This window comes from Streptomyces sp. NPDC048483, from assembly GCF_040651455.1.
Classification (GTDB): domain Bacteria; phylum Actinomycetota; class Actinomycetes; order Streptomycetales; family Streptomycetaceae; genus Streptomyces.
This window is the reverse complement of the sequence record NZ_JBEZJZ010000122.1, coordinates 1-23,608: the sequence shown is the minus strand read 5'-3', so window position 1 is coordinate 23,608 and position 23,608 is coordinate 1. Positions and strand designations below refer to the sequence as shown.

2 protein-coding genes are annotated in these 23,608 nt (G+C 73.0%); both read left to right on the top strand.

Annotated elements, in window-relative coordinates:
• The gene (locus tag AB0D04_RS36690) at nucleotides 1-9,444 is read left to right on the top strand and encodes an SDR family NAD(P)-dependent oxidoreductase (RefSeq protein WP_362711742.1); all 9,444 of its coding nucleotides are present in this window, start codon (nucleotides 1-3) and stop codon (nucleotides 9,442-9,444) included.
• Between the two features lie 203 nt (nucleotides 9,445-9,647).
• Nucleotides 9,648-23,608, top strand: a 13,961-nt coding sequence (locus AB0D04_RS36685; protein ID WP_362711743.1) for a type I polyketide synthase, incomplete at its 3' end; no start/stop codon positions are given.

Below are 23,608 nucleotides of genomic sequence, written 5' to 3'. Positions count from 1 at the left end.
CTGCCCGCGGAGCACCCGCTGCTGGGTGCGACGCTCACCCTCGCGGACTCCGGCGAGGTGCTGTTCACGGGCAGGCTGTCGTTGCAGACGTACCCGTGGCTGACCGACCACGTCGTGGGCGGCAGCGTTCTCTTCCCGGCCACCGGCTTCCTGGAGCTGGCCGTGCGCGCCGGTGACCAGGTCGGCTGCGACCGGGTCGACGAGTTCGTCCTGCTCACGCCCCTGACGCTTACGGAGGACGGCGCCGCGCAGGTCCAGGTGCTGGTCGGTGCCCCGGACGAAGCGGGTGCCCGGACGGTCTCGGTGCACTCGCGCGCCGACGGGCCCGCCGACCAGCCATGGATCCAGCACGCCCACGGCACGCTGACCAGCGGTGAGCGGATCGCGGACTTCGGTTCCCAGGCCTGGCCGCCGCAGGACGCCGTGGTCGTGGATCTGGAGGGCTTCTACGACGGGACCGGGTACGGTCCGGCCTTCCAGGGCCTGCGCGCCGTGTGGCGGAGCGGGGACGAGGTCTTCGTCGAGGCCGCGCTGCCGGACCGGGCCGCCGAGGAGGCCGGGGCCTTCGGGATCCACCCGGCGCTGCTGGACGCGGTGCTCCAGTCCCACCGGCTGGCCGGAGTCGGCAGCGAGCAGGAACTCCTCCTGCCGTTCGCCTGGCGGGGTGTGTCGCTGCACGCCGGGGGAGCGGCGGTGCTGCGGGCCCGGGTGGTGAAGACCGGTGACGACTCGGTGTCCCTCGCGGCCGTCGACGTCGAAGGCGCCCCTGTGCTGTCCGCCGAGGCGCTCGTCCTTCGCGGCCAACCGGCCGATGCGGCAACCTCGTTGCCGGCACTGCGTCGCGCGGAGTACGACGCGTTGCTCTCGCTGGACTGGGTGGCGGCGCCCGAGGTGCAGCCCGCCGACGTCCGGTGTGTGTCCCTGGGCGCCGAGGAGCTGGGTGCGGGCGCGTCGGTCGCGTCCCTGGCGGACCTCGCGGGGGACGAGGACCTCGTGATGGTGCCCGTGTCCGGTGGTACGGGCGATGACGTGCCCACCGTGGCGCACGAGCTCACCTCCCGGGTCCTGGGCCTGCTCCAGGAGTGGGCGGGGCGGGAGGAGTCCGCTGCCGCGCGTCTGGTGTTCGTCACGCGCGGCGCCGTCTCCGCCGTCGAGGGCGAGTCCGTACGGGATGTGGCCGCCGCCGCGGTGTGGGGCCTGGTGCGTGCGGCGCAGGCGGAGCACCCCGGGCGGATCGCGCTGCTGGACCTCGACGACGGAGACCTGACCGGGGTGCTCGCGGACCTGCCGGGTCTGCTGGCCACCGACGACGCCCAGTTCGTGGTCCGCGACGGCGCCGTCCGGGTGGCGCGACTGGCTCCTCTCAGCAGCGGTGCGGGGCTGTTGCCGCCCGCCGAGGTGCCGTGGCGGCTGGACAGCGCGGCCAGGGGCAGCCTGGACAAGCTGGTCCTCGCTCCCTGCCCGGAGATCAGGGAACCCCTTACCGAGGGTCAGGTCCGCCTCCGGGTCCAGGCCGCCGGTGTCAACTTCCGTGACGTTCTGGACGCCCTGGGGATGTACCCGGGCGAAGCCGGACCGCTGGGTGCCGAGGCCGCCGGAGTGGTGACCGAGACCGGGCCCGGCGTGCGCGGACTGCGCCCGGGGGACCAGGTGACCGGCCTGGTCTCCGGCGGCTTCGGCCCGGAGGCCGTCGCCGACGAGCGGCTGCTGACCCGCATCCCCGAGGGCTGGTCGGCCGAGCGGGCCGCCTCCGTACCGCTGGTCTTCCTGACGGCGTACTACGCCTTGAAGGACCTCGCCGCTCTCCAACCCGGCCAGTCGATCCTCGTGCACGCCGGGGCCGGTGGTGTCGGAATGGCGGCGATCCAGCTGGCCCGGCACCTTGGTGCCGAGGTGTTCGCCACGGCCGGCGAGGGCAAGTGGGACGCGCTGCGGGAGCTTGGCGTCGCGGACGACCACATCGCCTCCTCCCGTACGACCGACTTCGAGGAGCGTTTCCGGGCGGTCACCGGTGGCCGCGGCGTGGACGTGGTCCTCAACGCCCTCACGGGGGAAACCGTCGACGCCTCCTTGCGGTTGACCGCCCCGGGCGGCCGCTTCCTGGAGATGGGCCGGACGGACATCCGTGACCCCCGGTCCGCCGGCGGAGTGCACTACCGCGCCTTCGACCTCGCGGAAGCGGGCCCGGAGCGTACCCGGGACATGCTCGGCGCACTGCGGGAGTTGTTCGCCCAGGACGTGTTGCGTCCGCTGCCGGTGACGACCTGGGACGTCCGGCGGGCGCCGGAGGCGTTCCGGTTCATGAGCCGTGCGCAGCACGTCGGGAAGATCGTGCTGACCCTGCCGCGGGCGTGGGACCCGGACGGTACGGTGCTGGTCACCGGCGGTACCGGTGGGCTGGGTGGCGAGCTGGCCCGGCACCTGGTGACCGAGCGCGGCATGCGGCATCTGCTGCTGGTCAGCCGCAGCGGTCCGGAGGCGGCGGGCGCGGACGAGCTGCGGGCGGAGCTGGCCGGTCACGGTGCCGAGGTGACCCTCCTCGCGTGCGACGTGGCCGACCGAGAGGCGGTGGCTGCGGCAGTGGGCGCGGTGCCCGCCGCGCACCCGCTGACTGCTGTGATCCATACCGCCGGCATCCTCGACGGTGACGAGGTGGCGTCGTTGACGCCCGAGCGGCTGTCGGCCGTACTGCGTTCGAAGGTGGACGCGGCCTGGCACCTGCACGAGGCCACCAAGGACCTCGACCTCGCCGCGTTCGTGCTGTACTCGTCCGTCTCGGGCGTCATGGGGAGCGCCGGTCATGGCGGCTACGCCGCGGGCAACGCCTTCCTCGACGCGCTGGCCCGCCACCGTACGGCGCAGGGCCTGCCCGCCCAGTCCCTCGCGTGGGGCGCCTGGGCGAAGGAGGACGGGATCACGCGGGCGTCGTCCGCCACGGAACCGGAGCGGATCGCTTCCCTGGACGTGCCGCCGCTGTCGGTCGCGCGGGGACTGGCGCTGTTCGACGCCGCCACCGCGACCGACGAGGCGCACCTCGTCCCGATCGGGCCCCTGGCCACGGGTGCCCAGGGCCGCGCCGCCGTGCCTCCGGTGCTGCGGGGCCTGGTCAAGGGCGCCCGCCGTACGGCCGCGGTCTCCGCCGGCGGCACCGAAGCGGCCCTGCGACTGACCCGGCGGCTGACGGAGCTGAGCGAGGACGAGCGGACCGCCTTCGCCGTCGACCTCGTACGGACCGAGGCCGCCGCCGTGCTCGGGCACGCCTCCGCCAAGGCGATCGACGCCCGGCGGGAGTTCAACGACCTGGGCTTCGACTCGCTGACCGCCGTCGAACTGCGCAACCGGCTCTCCACCGCCACGGGCCTGCGGCTGACCGCCACCCTCGTCTTCGACTACCCCACCCCCACCGCACTCGCCGAACACCTCGTCGGCGTACTCCTCGACCGGCACGCCGAGCCCCACGCTCCCGCCGCGACGACCACGGCGCCCGCCGAGGACCCGATCGTCATCGTCGGGATGGCCTGCCGGCTGCCCGGCGGCGTGCGGTCCCCGGAAGACCTGTGGCGGCTCGTCCTCGACGGGCGCGACGGCATCACCGACTTCCCCACCGACCGGGGCTGGGACCTGGAAACCCTGCTGGGCGGGGCGGCGGGCGACCAGGGCCGCAGTTCGGCGTCCAAGGGCGGCTTCCTGGACGACCTCGGGGAATTCGACGCCCCCTTCTTCGGGATCTCACCCCGCGAAGCCATGGCGATGGACCCGCAGCAGCGGCTGATGCTGGAGACCTCCTGGGAGGCGATGGAGCGGGCCGGCATCGACCCGGAGTCCCTGCGGGGCACCGAGACCGGTGTGTTCGTCGGCACCAGCGGCTCCGACTACGGCAGCATCCTGATGAACTCCAGCGAGGACGTCGAGGCCCACGCCAGCACCGGACTCGCGGGCAGCGTCCTCTCCGGGCGGCTCTCGTACACCTTCGGCCTGGAGGGTCCGGCCGTCACCGTCGACACGGCGTGCTCGTCCTCGCTCGTCTCGCTGCACCTGGCGGTCCACGCGCTGCGCAACGGCGAGTGCTCGCTGGCGCTGGCCGGAGGCGTGACGCTGTTGTCCACGCCGATGAGCATCGCCGGATTCAGCAGGCAGGGCGCGCTCGCGACGGACGGCCGCTGCAAGGCGTTCTCGGACGCGGCCGACGGCACGGGGTGGGCGGAAGGCGTGGGCGTGCTCGTCGTGGAGCGGCTGTCCGACGCCCGCCGCAACGGCCACGAAGTCCTCGCCGTCGTGCGGGGCTCGGCCATCAACCAGGACGGCGCCTCCAACGGTCTGACGGCACCCAACGGCCCCGCCCAGCAGCGGGTCATCCGCCAGGCACTGGCCGGCGCCGGGCTGTCGACGGGCGATGTGGACGCGCTCGAGGCCCATGGCACCGGTACCTCGCTCGGCGACCCGATCGAGGCCCAGGCGCTGCTGGCCACCTACGGACAGGGCCGCGACCCCGAACGCCCGCTGCTGCTCGGCTCCCTCAAGTCGAACATCGGCCACACCATGGCGGCGGCCGGCGTCTCCAACGTCATCAAGATGGTCCTGGCGCTGCGGCACGGTGTGCTGCCGCGCACCCTCCACGTCGACACGCCCTCTTCCCACGTCGACTGGACGGCCGGTGACGTCAAGCTCCTCACGGAGGCCACCGACTGGCCGGACACCGGCCGCCCACGCCGCGGTGCGGTCTCCTCGTTCGGCATGAGCGGCACCAACGCCCACGCCATCCTCGAACAGGCGCCGGAAAGCGCCGAGCCGACCGGCCCGGACACCCGATCCGGCGAGCCGGGGGCCGTTCCGTGGCTCGTCTCGGGCAAGTCGGCCCAGGCACTGTCCGACGGGATCGAGCTGCTGCGCGACCGGGTCGCCGCGCGGCCGGAACTCGCCCCGGTCGACGTGGGCTTCTCGCTGGCCACCGGGCGCTCGGCGTTCGCGCACCGCGCGGTGCTCCTGGACGGCGACGAGGTCGCGCGGGGCACGGCCGAGGACCGCTCGCTGGCGATGCTCTTCCCGGGCCAGGGCGGGCAGCGGGTCGGCATGGGACGCGAACTGTACGACCGGTTCCCGGTGTTCGCGCAGGCCTTTGACGAGGCGCTGGCCCACTTCGACGACGAACTGCGGGAGGTGATGCGCACCGACGCGGAGCGCCTGGACCAGACCAGGTTCACCCAGCCGGCCCTCTTCGCCCTGCAGGTGGCGCTGTTCCGGCTGGTCGAATCCTTTGGTGTCCGCCCCGACTTCGTCGCCGGCCACTCGTTCGGCGAGATCGCCGCCGCACACGTCGCCGGGATCCTCTCGCTCAAGGACGCCTGCACCCTGGTGGCGGCCCGCGGGCGGCTGATGAACACCCTTGAGGGACAAGGCGCCATCATGGTGGCGGTCCAGGCGAGCGAGGAGGAGGCGGCCGCGCGGCTGGTCGACGGGGTCTCGATCGCGGCGGTCAACGGGCCGGACTCGGTCGTCATCGCCGGTGACGAGGTCCCCGTGCGGCGCATCGTCGAGGCGTTCACCGCCGAGGGCCGCAAGACCCGGCAGGTGGCGGTGCAGGTCGCGGGACACTGCCCGCTGATGGACCCGATCCTGGACGACTTCCGCGAGGTCGCCGAGGGCCTCTCCTACCAGGCGCCGCGCATCCCCGTCGTCTCGACCGTCACCGGCGAGCGGGCCTCGGAAGAGCTGATGTGCTCCGCCGACTACTGGGTCCGCAACGTCCGCGAGCCCGTCCGCTTCGCCCACGCCGTACTCACCCTGGCGGCCGAAGAGGTCCCGGCCTTCCTGGAGTTGGGAACCGACGGCGCACTGACGGGGATCATCCCGCTCAACGTGGACGGCACCGTGGTCGCCGCCGGCGCCCTGCGCAAGGACCGGCCCGAGGAGACGGCCGTACTCACCGCCCTGGCTCAGCTGCACGTCGCGGGCGTCGAAGCGGACTGGGCGCGGATCTTCGACGGCACCGGAGCCCGCCGCGTCGACCTGCCCACCTACCCGTTCCAGCCCCATCGCTACTGGCCCAAGCAGAGGGTGTCGGCGGGCGACGTGGCCTCCGCGGGCCTGCTGCCCACGGAGCATCCGCTGCTGGGCGCGGCGGTGCCGCTGGCGGACGGCGGCGGAATGCTGTTCACCAGCCGCCTGTCGACGGACACCCACCCCTGGCTCAAGGACCACGTGGCGGGCGGGACGGCCGTCTTCCCGGCCGCCGGCTTCGTCGAACTGGCCGTCCGGGCCGGCGACCAGTTCGGCTGCGACCGCGTCGCCGAACTCGCCCTCGACGCACCACTGGCGCTCACCGACGGCGCGGCCCTGGTGCTCCAGGTGTGGCTCGGCGCCCCCGACGACGAGGGCAACCGGCAGATCCGGTTCTTCGCACGGCCTCAGGCCACGCCGGACGAGCCCTGGACCCGGCACGCGACCGGCACCCTCGCCACCGGCGAGCACACCGCGGACTTCGACGCGTCCGTCTGGCCGCCCAGTGACGCCTCCGACGTCGACGTGGACGGCTACTACGACGGGACGGAGTACGGCGCCGCCTTCCGCGGGCTGCAAGCGGCCTGGGTCCGCGGCGACGACACGTTCGTCGAAGCCGAACTCCCGGACGGCCTCGCCTCCGACGCCCCGTCGTTCGGCCTGCACCCCGCACTGCTCGAAGCGGTCCTGCAGGCCACCGCCTTCAGCGGCGCGGCGGACGAGGAACACCTCCCGTACGCCGCCTCCTGGAGGAATGTGTCGCTGCACGCCGCCGGCGCCTCGGCGATCCGGGCACGGATCACCAAGACCGGCGAGGACTCCGTCAGCCTCACCGCGGTCGACGCCGCCGGACACCCCGTACTGTCGGCGGGCGCCCTGACGCTGCGCGCCCTCACCGATGCCCCGAAGCGCGCCGCCCACAGCCCGCACAAGCGGCTGCTGCGCCTGGAATGGATCCCGGCACCGCAGGCGGAGGCCGCGCCCGACATCCGGAGCATGGTCCTCGCCCCCCTGGGGGCCGCGTCACTCGCCGACATCAAGGGCACCCCGGACCTGGTCGTGGTTCCCGTACCCCGTACGGAAGGAGGCTTTCCGCAGTCCGTGCACGAGCAGACGACACAGGCCCTGCTCCTGGCACAGGAATGGATCGCCGACGAACGCTTCCCCGCCTCGCACCTGGTGTTCCTGACCAGCGGCGCGGTCGAAGGCGACGACCTGGCCGGTTCGGCCCTCTGGGGCCTGCTGCGCTCCACGATGGCGGAGCACCCCGGCCGCTTCGTCCTGGCCGACGTCGAGGACGCGGGCGAGCACGGCGACGGCGGTGACGTGGATGTGCTCCTCGGCGCCCTGCCGGGCCTGCTGCCCTCTGGAGAAGCCCAGTTCGTCGTACGCGACAAGAAGGTACGCATGGGACGGCTGGCCTGGCTGCCCGCCGACGCCGACACCCGGTCGCCACAGTGGGACCCCGAAGGGACCGTACTGATCACCGGCGGCACCGGCGGCCTGGGCGTCGAGCTCGCCCGGCACCTGGCCACCAACGGCACCCGGCACCTGCTGCTGGTCAGCCGCAGTGGACCGGCGGCACACGGAGCGGCCGAACTGGCCGACGAACTGCGAGCCTTGGGCGCGCAGCCCACGATCGTGGCCTGCGACACGGCGGACCCGGACGCGCTTGCCGGCCTCCTGGCCGACATCCCGGCGGAGCACCCGCTGACCGCCGTCGTCCACCTCGCCGGCATCCTCGACGACGGCGTGGTCACCGCCCTGACCCCCGACCGCCTGACGCCGGTGCTGCGGCCGAAGGTGGACGCCGCCTGGCATCTGCACGAGGCCACCAAGGCGCTCGACCTCGCCGCGTTCATCATGTTCTCCTCCGTCTCCGGAACGCTGGGCGCCGCGGGCACGGCCAACTACGCCGCCGCGAACGCCTTCCTCGACGGCCTGGTCCACCACCGCGCCGCCCTGGGACTGGCGGGCCAGTCGCTCGTATGGGGCCACTGGGACGTCGGCGGCATGATCGGGGCGCTGAACCCGGCCTTCGTGCAGCGCATGCGAGGCAACGGCATGGCGCCGATCTCCGTAGAGGAGGGCATGGAACTGTTCGATGCCGCGTGCGGCTACGCCGAGCCCGTCGTGATGGCGGTCGGCCTGATACCCGCCGCCCGAGTACCGCAGGGCGAGATTCCCCCGATGTTCCGCGGGCTGTTCCGCCAGAGCAGGCGGACCGCCTCGAACGCCACGAGCACGTCCGGCACCCCGGCCACCTTCGCCCAGAAGCTGCTGGAGCTGCCGGAAGGGGAGCGCGTCGGACACATCGTCGACCTCGTCCGCGGCGAGGCCGCCCTCATCCTCGGCTACGCGTCCGCGGCGGAGATCGAGCCCCGCCGGGACTTCTACGAGCTCGGCTTCGACTCGCTGACCTCGATCGAGCTGCGCAACCGGCTCGCCACGGCCACCGGACTGCAACTGCCGGCGACGCTGGTCTTCGACACCAAGACCCCCGCCGACCTCGGCGCACGGCTGCGCAGCGAATTCGCCGTACAGCCCGGACTCGCCGGCGCCGCGTCCGAGGCGGGACTCCTCCTGGCCGGGCCGGAACCCGACTCACTGGAGCGGCTGTTCCTCGACGCCATGGACAACGGCAAGTTCCCGGAGGCCAGGCTCCTGCTGCGGGCCCTGACCGGCCTGCGCCAGACCTTCGAGAACACGGCCGAACTGGAGGAACTGCCGCTGCCGACCACGCTCGCCGAAGGCCCTGCCGCACCGCGGATGATCTGCATCAGCACACCCACCGCCAACGGCGGTGTCCACGAGTACGCCAGGTTCGCCGCACCCTTCCGGGGCGAACGGCACGTCAGCGCGCTGCCCCTGGTCGGCTTCGCCGCCGGGGAACGGCTGCCGACCACGGCGATGACCGCGGTCAGGACCATCGCGGAGAGCGCACTGCGCGCGAGCGACGGCGACCCCTTCATCCTGGTCGGGCACTCCTCCGGCGGTACGTATGCCTACGCCGCCGCCGGCCTGATGGAGGACATCTGGGGCATCAAGCCCGCAGCCGTGGTGCTGCTGGACTCCGTCAGCATCCGGCACGACGACAAAGAACAGATCGACTACGACAGCCTGATGCACCGCAGCTTCCTGGCCGACGAGGAATCGCCGGTGCGGGTGACGAACTCCAGGCTGTCCGGCATGGGGCGGTGGATGCGCCTGCTCGGCCAACTCGACGTGTCGCACACGACCGCCCCCGTGCTGGTCGTCCGCGCGACCCAGGAGACCTTCGCCATGGAGGCCATCGCGGCCGCCGCGGCCGGAGAGGCGAAGAGCGAGGCGTTCCCGACGGCCGATGTCCGCATCATGGACGCGGACCACTTCTCCATGGTCAGGGGCGACGCCCCGGGGACCGCGCAGATAGTCAAGGAATGGCTGGCCTCGCTCGGCGAGGAGTGACCCGGCCGTAGTACACGGTGCCACGGCGGGCGGCCATCCGGCCGCCCGCCGTGGCGTGTTCCCGCACAGGAACCGTGGCACATCCCGGCACTCAACTACGGAAACCCGCAGTCCACCTTGTGGAAGATGGTGGGGAAACGGACGGACGTGCGTGTCGACGCTCTGTTCCCCCAAGTCCGGCATTCCACCGAACGATTGGCGTCCTGATGTCGCACGAGGAGAAGCTGCGCGAGTACCTCAAGCGCGCGATCGCAGACCTTCACGAGACTCGTCAGCAATTGGACGAGACGGAGGCGAAGCAGCGAGAGCCGATCGCGATCGTCTCGATGGCCTGCCGCTTCCCCGGCGGCGTCCGCTCGCCGGAAGAGCTCTGGGAACTGCTGCGCGACGGCGGCGACGCGATCTCCTCCTTCCCCCGCAACCGTGGCTGGGACCTGGACGCGCTTTACCACCCCGACCCGGCCCACCAGGGAACCGCCTACGCCCGTGAGGGCGGATTCCTCCACGAGGCCGGCGAGTTCGACCCCGCCTTCTTCGGGATCTCCCCGCGCGAGGCGCTCGCCATGGACCCTCAGCAGCGACTGCTGCTGGAGACCGCGTGGGAAGCCGTCGAGCGGGCCGGCATCGCCCCGGAATCCCTCGCGGGCAGCAGCACCGGCGTCTTCGTCGGCACCGGCCACGGAGGGTACGACGCCGATGGCAGCCGCCGCGCCGACGAGGTCGGCGGACACCTGCTGACCGGCAACCACATCAGCATCGCCTCCGGCCGGATCTCCTACGTCCTGGGCCTGGAAGGCCCCGCACTGACCGTGGATACGGCCTGCTCCTCGTCGCTGGTCGCCCTGCACCTCGCCGCGCACGCGCTGCGGCGCGGCGAGTGCGCCATGGCCCTGGTGGGCGGCGCGACCGTGATGTCCACGCCGCAGATGTTCGTGGAGTTCTCCCGGCAGCGCGGGCTGGCCCCCGACGGCCGCTGCAAGCCGTTCGCGGCGGCCGCCGACGGGACGGGCTGGAGCGAGGGCGTCGGCCTGCTGCTCGTCGAGCGGCTCAGTGACGCCGTGCGCAACGGCCATCCCGTACTCGCCGTACTGAAGGGCTCGGCCGTCAACCAGGACGGCGCGTCCAACGGCCTGACCGCCCCCAACGGCCCCTCGCAGCAACGCGTCATCCGCCAGGCGCTGACCGGCGCGGGCCTCGCCGCCCCGGACATCGACGCCGTGGAGGCGCACGGCACCGGCACCACCCTCGGCGACCCCGTCGAGGCGCACGCCCTGCTGGCCACGTACGGGCAGCAGCGCCCCGCGGACCGGCCCGTGCTGATCGGCGCCATGAAGTCCAACATCGGGCACACCCAGGCCGCCGCCGGTATCGCGGGCGTGATGAAAATGGTCCTGGCGATGCGGCACGGGCAACTGCCCAAGACCCTGCACCTGGACGAGCCCACCGGGCACGTCGACTGGAGCGAGGGCAACGCCAGACTCCTCGCGGAGCCCGAGCCCTGGCCGGGCACCGGTCGGCCCCGCCGCGCCGCCGTCTCCTCCTTCGGCATCAGCGGCACCAACGCCCACGTCATCCTGGAACAGGCGCCCGCCCACGAGGCCGAGCCGACCCCCGAGCCGACCCCCGAGCCGGCCGCCCGGCCGGGCGCGCTGCCCTGGATCCTGTCCGCCCGCACCGAAGGGGCCCTGCGCGCCCAGGCCGAACGCCTCGGCCGCCACATACGGGACCGTGCCGACCTCGAACCGGCCGCCGTCGCGCACGCCCTCGTGGACACCCGGACCCTCATGGAACACCGCGCGGCAGTCGTCGCGGGCGACCGGGAGGCGTTCCTGCGGGGCCTGGACGCCCTGGCCGCGGGCCGCGGCGCCACCGGGCTGGTCAGCGGCGTCGCCGCCAAGTCCACCACCGCGTTCCTCTTCGCCGGGCAGGGCTCCCAGCGCCTTGGCATGGGGCGCGAACTGCACGCCGCCTACCCCGAGTTCGCCACCGCCTTCGACGCGGTGTGCGCCGAGCTCGACCCACACCTGGACCGGCCGCTGCGCGACGTCGTCTTCGCCGACGATGGCAGCGCCGAGGCCGCCCTGCTCGACCGGACCGCCTACACCCAGGCCGCCCTCTTCGCCCTGGAGACCGCCCTGTTCCGGCTCGTCGAATCCTGGGGCGTGGCACCCCGGTTCGTCGCCGGCCACTCCCTCGGCGAAATCACCGCCGCCCACATCAGCGGCGTGCTGACCCTCCAAGACGCCGCGCGGCTGGTCGCCGCGCGCGGCACCCTCATGCAGGCGCTGCCCGAAGGCGGCGCCATGGTGGCGATCCAGGCCACCGAGGAGGAGATCCGTGACCGGCTCGCGGGCCACGAGGACCACGTCGCCCTCGCGGCCGCCAACGGGCCCGATTCCACCGTCATTTCGGGCGACGAACAGGCCGTGACCGAGATCGCGGCCCGCTGGGAGGCACAGGGCCGCCGCACCAAGCGGCTGCGGGTCAGCCACGCCTTCCACTCCCCGCACATGGACGGCATGCTGGAGGACTTCCGGCGCGTCGCCCGCGGGCTGTCCTTCCACGCCCCCCGCATCCCCGTGGTGTCCACGGTGACCGGCGCGCTCGCCACCGAAGAGGAACTGCGCTCACCCGACTACTGGGTCGGCCAGGTCCGCGAAGCGGTCCGCTTCTGCGCCGCTGTGCGCACCCTCGAAGCCGAGGGCGTCACCACCTTCGTGGAGATCGGCCCGGGCGGTGTCCTCACCCCCATGGTCCAGGACTGTCTGACCACCCTCGACGAGCCCGTCCCTCCTGTTCTCGTATCCCTCCTGCGGACCGGACACCCCGAAGCACCCGCCCTCACCGAGGGCATCGCCACCGCCTTCGCGCACGGCACCCGCGTCGACTGGACCGCCTGCCTGGGCACCCGGGGCGCCCCCCGCGCGGCACTGCCCACCTACGCCTTCCAACGCCAGTGGTACTGGCTGGACCCGGCCGAACACGACGCGGGGCAGGCGGCCGCCGCCGAGACGGGCGAGGCCGGATTCTGGGCGGCCGTCGAACGCGAGGACCTCCAGGAGCTGTCGGCCGTCCTGGCCATCGACGGCAGCGACGCGGACTCCCTCGGCAGCCTCCTGCCCACCCTCTCCTCCTGGCGCAAGCAGCGCAGAACACAAGCCGCCGCGGACCGCTTCAGCTACCGCACCCACTGGACCCCGCGCACCGCCGCCAACAGTCCCGCCGCCCACGGACACTGGCTCGTCGTCCTGCCCGACGGCCGCACCGACGACCCGTGGACCGTCCGCCTCCTGGACGCCCTGCGCGAGCTGGGCCTGGGCACCGACGTACGGGAACTGCCAGGCACCGACGAACCCGGCGAGACCCTCGCCCGGCCCGACACCCCCGTCGACGGCGTGCTCTCCCTGCTGGCCCTCGACGAGCGACCCCACCCGCACCTGCCCTCCGTGCCACGCGGCCTGGCCGCCACCACCACGCTGATGCGTGCCCTGGAGACCGCGGGAATCCAGGCGCCGCTGTGGTGCGTGACCCGCGGCGCCGTGGCCGTCGACCGGCACGAGGAACTCAACAGCCCCGTACAGGCCCAGACATGGGGCCTGGGCCGGGTAGCCGCGCTGGAGTCCCCGCAGAGCTGGGGCGGGCTCGTCGACCTCCCCGACAACCTGGACGACCGGGCCGTCTCCGCACTGCTGAGCGCCCTCGTCTCAGAGGAGGACCAGGTCGCGATCCGCCCGGCCGGGGCCTTCGCCCGCCGCCTGGAGCGGATCACACCCGGCGGCGACACCGGCGACCGGTGGAGCACCCACGGCACCGTCCTGGTCACCGGCGGCACCGGCGCCCTCGGCGCACACCTCGCCCACTGGCTGGCCGACACCGGAGCCCAACACCTCGTGCTCACCGGCCGCCGCGGCCCGCAGGCCCCCGGCGCACCGGAACTCGCGGCCGCACTCACCGACCGGGGCGTCAAGGTGACCCTCGCCGCCTGCGACGCCGCCGACCGCGACGCCCTGGCGGCCGTCCTCGCGGACATCCCGCCGCACCTGCCGCTGACCGGCGTCTTCCACGCCGCGGGCGTGCTGGACGACGGCGTGCTGGACGCGCTCACCCCCGAGCGCTTCGAGACCGTACTGCGCCCCAAGGCACGGGCCGCGCGAAACCTGCACGAACTCACCCAGGACCTGGGCCTGGACCACTTCGTGCTGTTCTCCTCGATCGTCGGCGTCCTGGGCAACGCCGGACAGGCCAACTACGCCGCCGCCAACGCCTACCTGGACGCCCTCGCCGAACACCGTCACCGGCAGGGGCTCCCGGCCACCTCCGTGTCCTGGGGCCCCTGGGCTGGCCAGGGCATGGCCACGGACAGCGACGCCGCCGACCGGATGAGCCGCGACGGACTGCTGCCCATGGCCGCGGCCCCCGCGCTCGCCGCCCTGCGTCAGGCCCTCGCCCAGGGCATGACACACCTGACCGTGGCCGACATCGACTGGAGTGCCTACGCCCCCGCCCTGACCGCCGTCCGCCCCAGCCCCCTCATCGGCGACCTGCCCGAGGCACGCCGCGCACTCGGCCCCGCAGACGGCCCGCGCGGGGAACGCTCCCCCCTGCGCGACCGGATCGGCGCACTGCGGCCTGCCGAACAGGAACAGGCATTCCTGACCATGGTCAGGGAAGAGGCCGCGCACGTCCTCGGACACCCCTCACCGGATACCGTGGACGCCCAACGCGCCTTCCGCGAGCAGGGATTCGACTCGCTGATGGCGGTCGATCTACGCAACCGGCTCTCCGTCGCGACGGGCCTGCAACTGCCCGCCACCCTGCTGTTCGACCACCCCACCGCCGTCGCGGTCGCCGGCTACCTGCGCTCGGAAGTCCTGGGCGCGGCGGGGCCCGCCACGGTCGTGCGGGCGTCGGCCGCCGCCCTCGACGAACCGGTGGCGATCGTCGGCATGGCCTGCCGCTTCCCCGGCGGCGTGAACTCACCCGAGGCCCTGTGGCGGCTGCTGGCCGAGGGCGGCGACGCCATCACCCCCATGCCCACCGACCGGGGCTGGGACCTGGACCGGATCTACCACCCCGACCCCGACCACCAGGGCACCAGCTACGCCCGCGACGGCGGCTTCCTGGACGGCGTGGCCGGCTTCGACGCGGACTTCTTCGGCATCTCGCCACGCGAGGCCCTCGCCATGGACCCGCAGCAGCGGCTGCTCCTGGAGACCACCTGGGAGGTGCTCGAACAGGCGGGTATCGACCCGGAGTCCCTGCGCGGCAGCGCAACCGGTGTCTTCGCGGGCACCAACACCCAGGACTACGGCACGGTCCTGGACACCGCACAGGACGAAGCAGGCGGGCACCGGCTCACCGGCAACGCGATGAGCGTCGTCTCGGGCCGGGTCTCCTACACCTTCGGCTTCGAGGGCCCGGCGGTCACGGTCGACACGGCGTGCTCCTCCTCGCTGGTGGCCCTGCACATGGCGGCGCAGTCGCTGCGCCAGGGCGAGTGCTCACTGGCGGTCGCGGGCGGCGTCACGGTGATGTCCACGCCGTCCTCCTTCGTGGAGTTCGCACGACAGCGCGGGCTGGCCCCCGACGGCCGCTGCAAGCCGTTCGCGGCGGCCGCCGACGGAACCGGCTGGAGCGAGGGCGTCGGCCTGCTGCTGGTGGAACGGCTCAGCGACGCCCGCCGCAACGGCCACCAGGTGCTCGCCGTCGTACGCGGCTCGGCCGTCAACCAGGACGGCGCGTCCAACGGCCTGAGCGCACCCAGCGGCCCTTCCCAGCAGCGGGTGATCCGCCAGGCCCTGGCCAACGCCCAGCTGGCCGCCTCCGAAGTCGACGCCGTGGAGGCACACGGGACGGGCACCACGCTCGGCGACCCGATCGAGGCCCAGGCGCTGCTGGCCACCTACGGACAGGAGCGGCCGCCGGAGACGCCGTTGCTGCTGGGCGCGGTGAAGTCCAACCTCGGGCACACCCAGGCCGCCGCCGGTGTGGCGGGCGTGATGAAGGTGGTGCTGGCGATGCGGCACGGCGTGCTGCCGCGCACCCTGCACGTCGACGAGCCCACCGGGCACGTCGACTGGACCGCGGGCGCGGTCGAGCTGCTCACCGAGAACACGGACTGGCCCCGGACCGGCCACCCGCGACGAGCCGCCGTCTCCGCGTTCGGCATCAGCGGCACCAACGCACACGTGGTCCTGGAACTGCCCTCGGCCACGGAAGACGAAGCGCCCGCCGCCGCCCCCGATGGCACGGCCACCGCACCCGACGGGGCGGCACCGCTGCTGCTCTCCGCCAAGAACATGAGCGCCCTGCGCGCCCAGGCGGCCCGACTGCGTTCCCACCTCGACCACGAGCCCGCGCCCCGGCTCACGGACGTCGCCCACACGCTGATGACGCGCCGCACGGCCTTGGCCCACCGCGCGGCCGTCCGCGCCCACGACCACGACACCGCGCTGCGGGCCCTGACCGCCCTGGCCGCGGGCGAGGCCGACCCCGCCGTGGACACGGGCACGGCCCACACCGGCCGGGACGCCGTCCTCTTCTCCGGACAAGGCGCACAACGCATCGGTATGGGTCGGGAGTTGTACGGCCGCCATCCGGCCTTCGCGGAGGCGTTCGACGCGGTGTGCGCCGCCTTGGACGAGCACTTGGACCGCCCCCTGCGGGACGTGGTCTGGGGCGAGGACGCGGAGGCGCTGAACCAGACGGTCTACGCCCAGGCCGGGCTGTTCGCCGTCGAGGTGGCCCTGTTCCGGCTCGTGGAGTCCTGGGGGGTCAGGCCGCAGTACGTGGCCGGACACTCGGTCGGCGAGATCGCCGCCGCACATGTTGCCGGGGTGTTCTCGCTGGCCGACGCCTGCACGCTGGTGGCGGCGCGCGGACGGCTCATGCAGGCCCTGCCCGCCGGCGGCGCGATGGCGGCGATCCGGGCCACCGAGGAGGAGGTGCTCGGGCACCTGACCGAGGACGTCGCGATCGCCGCCGTGAACGGCCCCCAGGCCACGGTGGTCTCCGGCACCGAGGCCGCCGTGCTCGCGCTCGCCGCGCACTTCGAGGCCGAGGGCCGCAAGACGACCCGGCTACGGGTCTCGCACGCCTTCCACTCGCCCCTGATGGACCCGATGCTGGCCGACTTCCGAGCCGTCGCCGAGGGTCTGTCCTACGGTGAGCCGGAGCTGACCGTCGTATCGAACGTCACCGGCGAACTCGCCACCCCGGACCAGCTGCGCACCCCGGAGTACTGGGTGACCCACGTCCGCGCGGCGGTACGGTTCGCCGACGGGATCCGCGCCCTGTGCGCGCAGGGCGTGACGCGCTTCCTGGAGCTGGGCCCCGACGGCACGCTCTCGGCCATGGCGCGCGAGTCGCTGCCGGACGGCGACGCCGCCGGCCAGAGCGCTCCCGAGGAGACCGTTCTCGTCCCCGCCCTGCGCCGGGACCGCCCCGAGGAGGCGACCCTCCTCGCGGCCCTGACACAACTGCACGTACGCGGCGCCGAGATCGACTGGGCCGTGTCCCTCGCAGGCCGGGACGCGCGCGCCATCGACCTGCCGACGTACGCCTTCCAGCACCAGCGGTTCTGGCCGACCCCCGACCGCACCCGTACCGGGGACATCGGCGCCGTCGGTCTCGAAGCGGCCGGGCACCCGCTTCTGAGCGCCGCCGTGGAACTGCCCGACGGCGACGGTGTGCTGTTCACCACGCGCCTGTCGCTCGCCACCCACCCTTGGCTGGCCGGGCACGTCGTCATGGGCTCGGTCCTGCTGCCGGGCACGGCCTTCGTCGAACTCGCGGTCCGCGCCGCGGACGAGGCAGGCTGCGACCGCGTCGACGAGCTGACCCTGACCGCCCCGCTCGTCCTGCCCGAGCGGGGCGGTGTGCAGCTCCAACTGCGCGTGGGCCCCGCCGACGATGCGGGCAGCCGCACCTTCAGCGCGCGCTCCAGGACGGAGGGCGACGGCGACCGCCCGTGGGCGCAGCACGCCACCGGCGTACTCGCCACCGGCCCGCAGCCGACCACCGCCGCCTTCGACTTCGCCTCGGCGTCCTGGCCGCCTGCCGACGCCGAACCCGTCGATCTGACCGACTTCTATTCGCGCCTGGCCGACCGTGGATTCGACTACGGCCCGCACTTCCAGGGCCTGCGCACCGCATGGCGCCGAGGCGACGAGGTCTTCGCCGAGGTCGCCCTGCCCGCCGTGGCCGAGGGCGAAGCGCCCGCCTACGGCCTGCACCCGGCGCTGCTCGACGCGGCCCTGCACGTCGTCACCTTCAACGGCATCGACGAGCAGGTCGTGCCCTTCTCCTGGGAGGGCGTCTCGCTGCACGCCTCCGGCGCCGCGGCGGTACGGGTACGGGTCACCCGGCACAGCGGCGACACGGTGTCCGTGGACGTCGCCGACACCTCGGGTGGACCCGTCGCCTCCGTCGGCGCACTCGTCCTGCGGGCGGTCTCCGCGAACCAGTGGGAGAGCGGCCCGAACCCGGTCGGCCGCGACGCGCTGTTCCGCCTCCAGTGGAACCCCGTACGCCTGCCCCCGGCCACGGCAGCGGAGCCCGTCGCGGCGATCGGCCTCCCCGCGGACTCGACGGCCGAGTGGTGTGCGGACCTGGTCGAGCATTACGCGGACCTGGACTCCCTGGCCGCATCCGGCCGGGTGCCCGGTGCGGTGCTTGCGCCGGTGGCTACCGGGACCGCCGGCACGGTGGAGTCCGTGCACGCTGCGGCGGCGGGGGCGTTGGAGGTGATCCAGTCCTGGTTGGCCGATGACCGGTTCGTTTCTTCGCGTCTGGTGTTTGTGACGCGTGGCGCGGTGTCTGGTGGGGATCTCGCGGGTGCGGCGGTGTGGGGTCTGGTGCGGTCGGCGCAGTCGGAGCATCCGGGGCGTTTCGGGCTGGTGGATGTGGACGGTGACGCCGAACCGGTGCTTCTGCCACGGGTGTTGGTTTCGGACGAGCCGCAGTTGCTGGTGCGCGGCGGTGAAGTGCTGGCGGCCCGGCTGGCCCGCGCCCAGGCGCAGCAGGCTGTCACCTGGGACCCGTCCGGCACGGTGCTGGTCACCGGCGGTACCGGTGGTCTGGGGCGAGTGATGGCGCGTCACTTGGTGGCGCAACACGGAGTGCGGAGTCTGCTGCTGGTCAGCCGGAGCGGTCCGGCAGCCGAGGGGGCCGAGGAGTTCGTGGCCGAACTCCGGGACAGCGGCGCCGAAGCAGTCGTCGAGGCGTGTGATGTCACCGACCCGGTGGCTGTGGCCGAGCTGGTGGCCCGGTACCGGATCAGGGCGGTGGTGCATACGGCCGGTGTCCTGGACGACGGTGTGGTGGAGTCGCTGACTTCGGAGCGGCTGGCGGCGGTGCTGCGTCCGAAGGTGGATGGGGCCTGGAACCTGCACGAGGCGACCAGGGATCTGGATCTGGACGCGTTCGTGGTGTTTTCGTCCGTGGCAGGCACCGTGGGTAGCCCCGGTCAGGCCAACTACGCTGCGGGCAATGCCTTTTTGGACGGGCTGGCGCACCACCGTCGGGCGGCGGGTCTTCCCGCGGTGTCGCTGGCGTGGGGCCCCTGGTCCCAGGACAGTGGCATGACCGGCACCCTCACCGAAGCCGACCTCCAGCGCATTGCCCGTCAGGGCATGCCACCGCTGTCCGTCGAGGAGGGCGTGGCCCTCTTCGACGCCGCGCTGGCGGCCGACGACGCGCAACTGCTCCCCGTGCGCTTCGACGTGGCGGCCTTACGCGAGCAGGGGGAGATTCCTCCACTGCTGCGTGGCCTGATCAGGTCCCGCGCCCGGCGTTCGGTGGTCGCCGGCTCGGCCGCGGTCGCCGGCCTGGGCCGACGCCTGAGCGGGCTGGGCACGGTGGAACGCCGCGAGGCGCTCCTGGACCTGGTGCGCGCCCAGATCGCGGTAGTCCTGGGTCACGCGAGCCCGGAGACGGTCGACCCGGAACGGGCCTTCCACGACCTCGGCTTCGACTCCCTGACCGCGGTCGAGCTGCGCAATCGGCTCAACAAGGCCACAGACATGCGCCTTTCGCCCACCGCAGTCTTCGACTACCCCACGGCGGGCACGCTTGTCGACTTCCTGCTGGACGAGCTGTTCGGCGCGGAGGAGGTGGCCGAGCTGCCGGCGCGGGTGCCGTCACCGGCGGGGGCGGCCGACGACCCGGTGGTGATCGTCGGCATGAGCTGCCGCTTCCCGGGCGGTGTCGCCTCGCCCGAGGACCTGTGGCGGCTGGTGTCCGAGGGTGTGGACGCGGTGTCCGACTTCCCCACCGATCGCGGTTGGGACGTGGAGGCCCTCTACAACCCGGACCCCGAGGCAATCGGTACCTCGTACACCCGCTCCGGTGGCTTCCTCCACGAGGCGGCGGAGTTCGACCCCGAGTTCTTCGGGATGAGCCCCCGGGAAGCGCTGGCAACGGACTCGCAGCAGCGGCTGCTGCTGGAGACGACCTGGGAGGCCATCGAGCGGACGGGTATCGACCCGGCGTCGCTGCGTGGCAGCCGGACCGGTGTCTTCGCGGGCGTGATGTACACCGATTACGAAGACCTCCTCCTCGGCGACCAGTTCGAGGGCTACCGCAGCAACGGCAGTGCGGCCAGCATCGCCTCGGGCCGGGTGTCGTACACCTTCGGTTTCGAGGGTCCGGCGGTGACAGTGGATACGGCGTGCTCGTCGTCGCTGGTGGCATTGCATCTGGCGGCCCAGGCGTTGCGCCTGGGCGAGTGCTCGCTGGCGGTCGCGGGCGGTGTGACGGTGATGTCCACACCGACGACGTTCGTGGAGTTCTCCCGCCAGCGCGGACTGGCGGCGGACGGGCGCTGCAAGGCGTTCGCCGATGCGGCCGACGGTGTCGGCTGGGGCGAGGGCGTCGGCATGCTCGTGCTGGAGCGATTGTCCGACGCGCGCCGTAACGGGCACCGGGTGCTTGCGGTGGTGCGGGGTAGTGCGGTGAATCAGGATGGTGCGTCGAATGGGTTGACGGCGCCGAATGGTCCGTCGCAGCAGCGGGTGATCCGGCAGGCGTTGGCCAGTGCGGGGTTGTCGGCGGCGGATGTGGACGCGGTGGAGGCGCACGGTACGGGCACGGCGCTGGGTGATCCCATCGAGGCCCAGGCATTGCTGGCCACCTACGGTCAGGAGCGGCCTCAGGAGCGTCCGTTGCTGCTGGGTTCGGTGAAGTCCAACATCGGTCACGCGCAGGCGGCTTCGGGTGTTGCGGGTGTCATCAAGATGGTGTTGGCGATGCGGCACGGTGTGCTGCCGCGGACGTTGCATGTCGATGAGCCGTCGGCGCACGTGGACTGGAGTGCCGGTGCCGTCGAGCTGCTGGCCTCTGCGGCCGAGTGGCCGCAAGGGGAGGGGCCGCGGCGTGCGGGTGTCTCTTCCTTCGGCATCAGCGGCACGAACGCGCACGTGATCCTGGAACAGCCCGAACCGGTCGCCGCCGACGCCGAACCGGACACCGCCGAGGACGGGACGGCCGGGGCGCCGGTGCCGGTGCCGCTCTCGGGCCGGACCGAGTCGGCGCTGCGGGCCCAGGCAGCGCGGCTGCTGTCCCGACTGGACGGTGAGCCGGGGCCGCGGGTCACGGATGTCGCCTACTCGCTGGCTACGGGCCGCTCGACGTTCGAGCACCGCGCGGTGCTCCTGGCAGCGGACCGGGAGGACCTGCTGCGTTCGCTGTCCGCCCTGGCCGAGGGCCGCAGCGAGGCGGCCGTCGTGGCGCAGGACCGGGCCCGCTCGGGCAAGCTTGCGTTCTTGTTCTCGGGTCAAGGGTCGCAACGGCTCGGCATGGGCCGGGAGTTGTATGCCCGCTATCCGGTCTTCGCGGAGGCGTTCGACGCGGTGTGTGCCGCTTTGGACGAGCACTTGGACCGCCCCCTGCGGGACGTGGTCTGGGGCCAGGCGGCCGAGCCGCTGAACCAGACCGCGTACACCCAGGCGTCCCTGTTCGCGATCGAGGTGGCGCTGTTCCGCCTGCTGGAGTCGTGGGGCGTGCGCCCGGACCAGTTGCTGGGACACTCCGTCGGCGAAATCGCCGCGGCGCATGTGGCGGGTGTCTTCTCCCTCCCGGATGCCTGCGCGCTGGTGGCGGCCCGGGGTCGGCTGATGCAGCAACTGCCCGTCGGTGGGGCGATGGTGGCGATCCGGGCGACGGAGGAGGAGGTCCTTGCGCACCTGACGAGGGAGGTGTCAATCGCGGCGGTCAATGGCCCGTCGTCGGTGGTGGTCTCCGGTGTCGAGGACGCGGTGCTCGCCCTCGCGGCGCACTTCGAGGGGGAGGGGCGCAAGACCAGCAGGCTGCGGGTCTCGCACGCCTTCCACTCGCCGCTCATGGAACCGATGCTGGCCGACTTCCGCGCCGTCGCCGACGGCATGACGTACGGCGCGCCGCGCATCCCCGTGGTCTCGAACGTCACCGGCGAGCCCGCCACCGCGGCACAGCTGTGCTCCGCGGAGTACTGGGTTCGGCACGTCCGCGAGGCCGTACGTTTCGCCGACGGGGTCAGCGCGCTGCAAGCGCAGGGCGTCTCGGCGTACCTGGAGCTCGGCCCCGAGGGCGCCCTCTCCGCGCTCGCCGCGGAGTCCGCCGCGGACGAGTCGGTACTGACCCCCGTACTGCGCAAGGACCGGCCCGAGGTACCGGCACTGCTCACGGCGGTGGCACGACTGCACGCCCACGGCGTGCCCGTCGACTGGTCCGCCGCCTTCGCCGGCTCGGGTGCGCGGTGGGTGGATCTGCCGACGTACGCGTTCCAGCACGAGCGGTTCTGGCCGTCGGGCGGGGCGGTGCGCTTGGGCGATGTACGGTCCGCGGGCCTGGACTCGGCCGGGCATCCGCTGCTGGGCGCGGCGGTGGAACTGGCGGGCTCGGGCGGCTTGTTGTTCACCGGGCGGCTGTCCGTGGCTTCGCATCCGTGGCTGGCGGATCATGTGGTGCTGGGGTCCGTGCTGGTGCCCGGCACGGCGCTGGTGGAACTGGTGCTGCGGGCGGCCGACGAGGTGGACTGCGGTGTGGTGGAGGAGCTGACACTTGCTGCGCCGCTGGTGCTGCCTGCCTCGGGCGGCGCGATCCAGGTGCAGGTGTGGGTGGGTGAGCCCGATGGCGAGGGCCGTCGGCCGGTGTCGGTGCACGCGCGGGACGGAGAGGAGCCGTGGATGCTGCATGCCAGTGGGTCCCTGGCCCCGGCTGCCGAGGCGGCGCCGTCGTTCGATGCCGCGGTGTGGCCCCCGCAGGGCGCCGAGCCGCTTGACACGGCGGGCTGCTACGAGCGGTTCGCGGATGCCGGGTTCGCTTACGGTCCGGTGTTCCAGGGCCTGCGGGCAGCCTGGAAGGCGGGCGATGACGTCTATGCGGAGGTCGGGCTTCCCGAGGGCACGGACGGCGACGCCTACGGTCTGCACCCGGCGCTCTTCGACGCGGCGCTGCACGCGGCGCTACTGGGTGGCGGGGGAGCGGACGAGGGGGGTGTCCCCTTCTCGTGGAGCGGGGTGTCCCTGCACGCGTCCGGTGCCTCCCGGGTGAGGGTCCGCATCCGTCCCGCCGAAAACGGCACGTCGATCGCCCTCGCGGACACCACCGGCGCGCCGGTGGCCTCGGTGCGAACCCTGACCGTGCGTCCGGTCACCGCCGGGCAGCTGAAGACCGGCGACCGCGATTCCCTGTTCAAGGTCGACTGGACCGACATCCACCTCACAGGCGAGTCCGCGGACTCCCTCGCCCTGCTCGGCAAGGACGCCGAGGGCATCCTCGACGGACTCTCGCTCCAGCCCCACGCGGATCTCGACGACCTCGCGGAGGCAGGCGCTCACGACATCGTGCTTGTCCCGCCGACTACCGGGACCGCCGGCACGGTGGAGTCCGTGCACGCTGCGGCGGCGGGGGCGTTGGAGGTGATCCAGTCCTGGTTGGCCGATGACCGGTTCGTTTCTTCGCGTCTGGTGTTTGTGACGCGTGGTGCGGTGTCTGGTGTGGATCTCGCGGCCGCCGCTGTCCGGGGTCTGGTGCGGTCGGCGCAGTCGGAGAACCCGGGGCGTTTCGGGTTGGTGGACCTGGACGGTGATTGCGAGGTGGCCGTGCTGGGGCAAGGGCTCGCGACCGATGAGCCTGAACTGCTGGTGCGTGGGAATGAGGTGTTGGCTGCCCGGCTGGTCCGGAC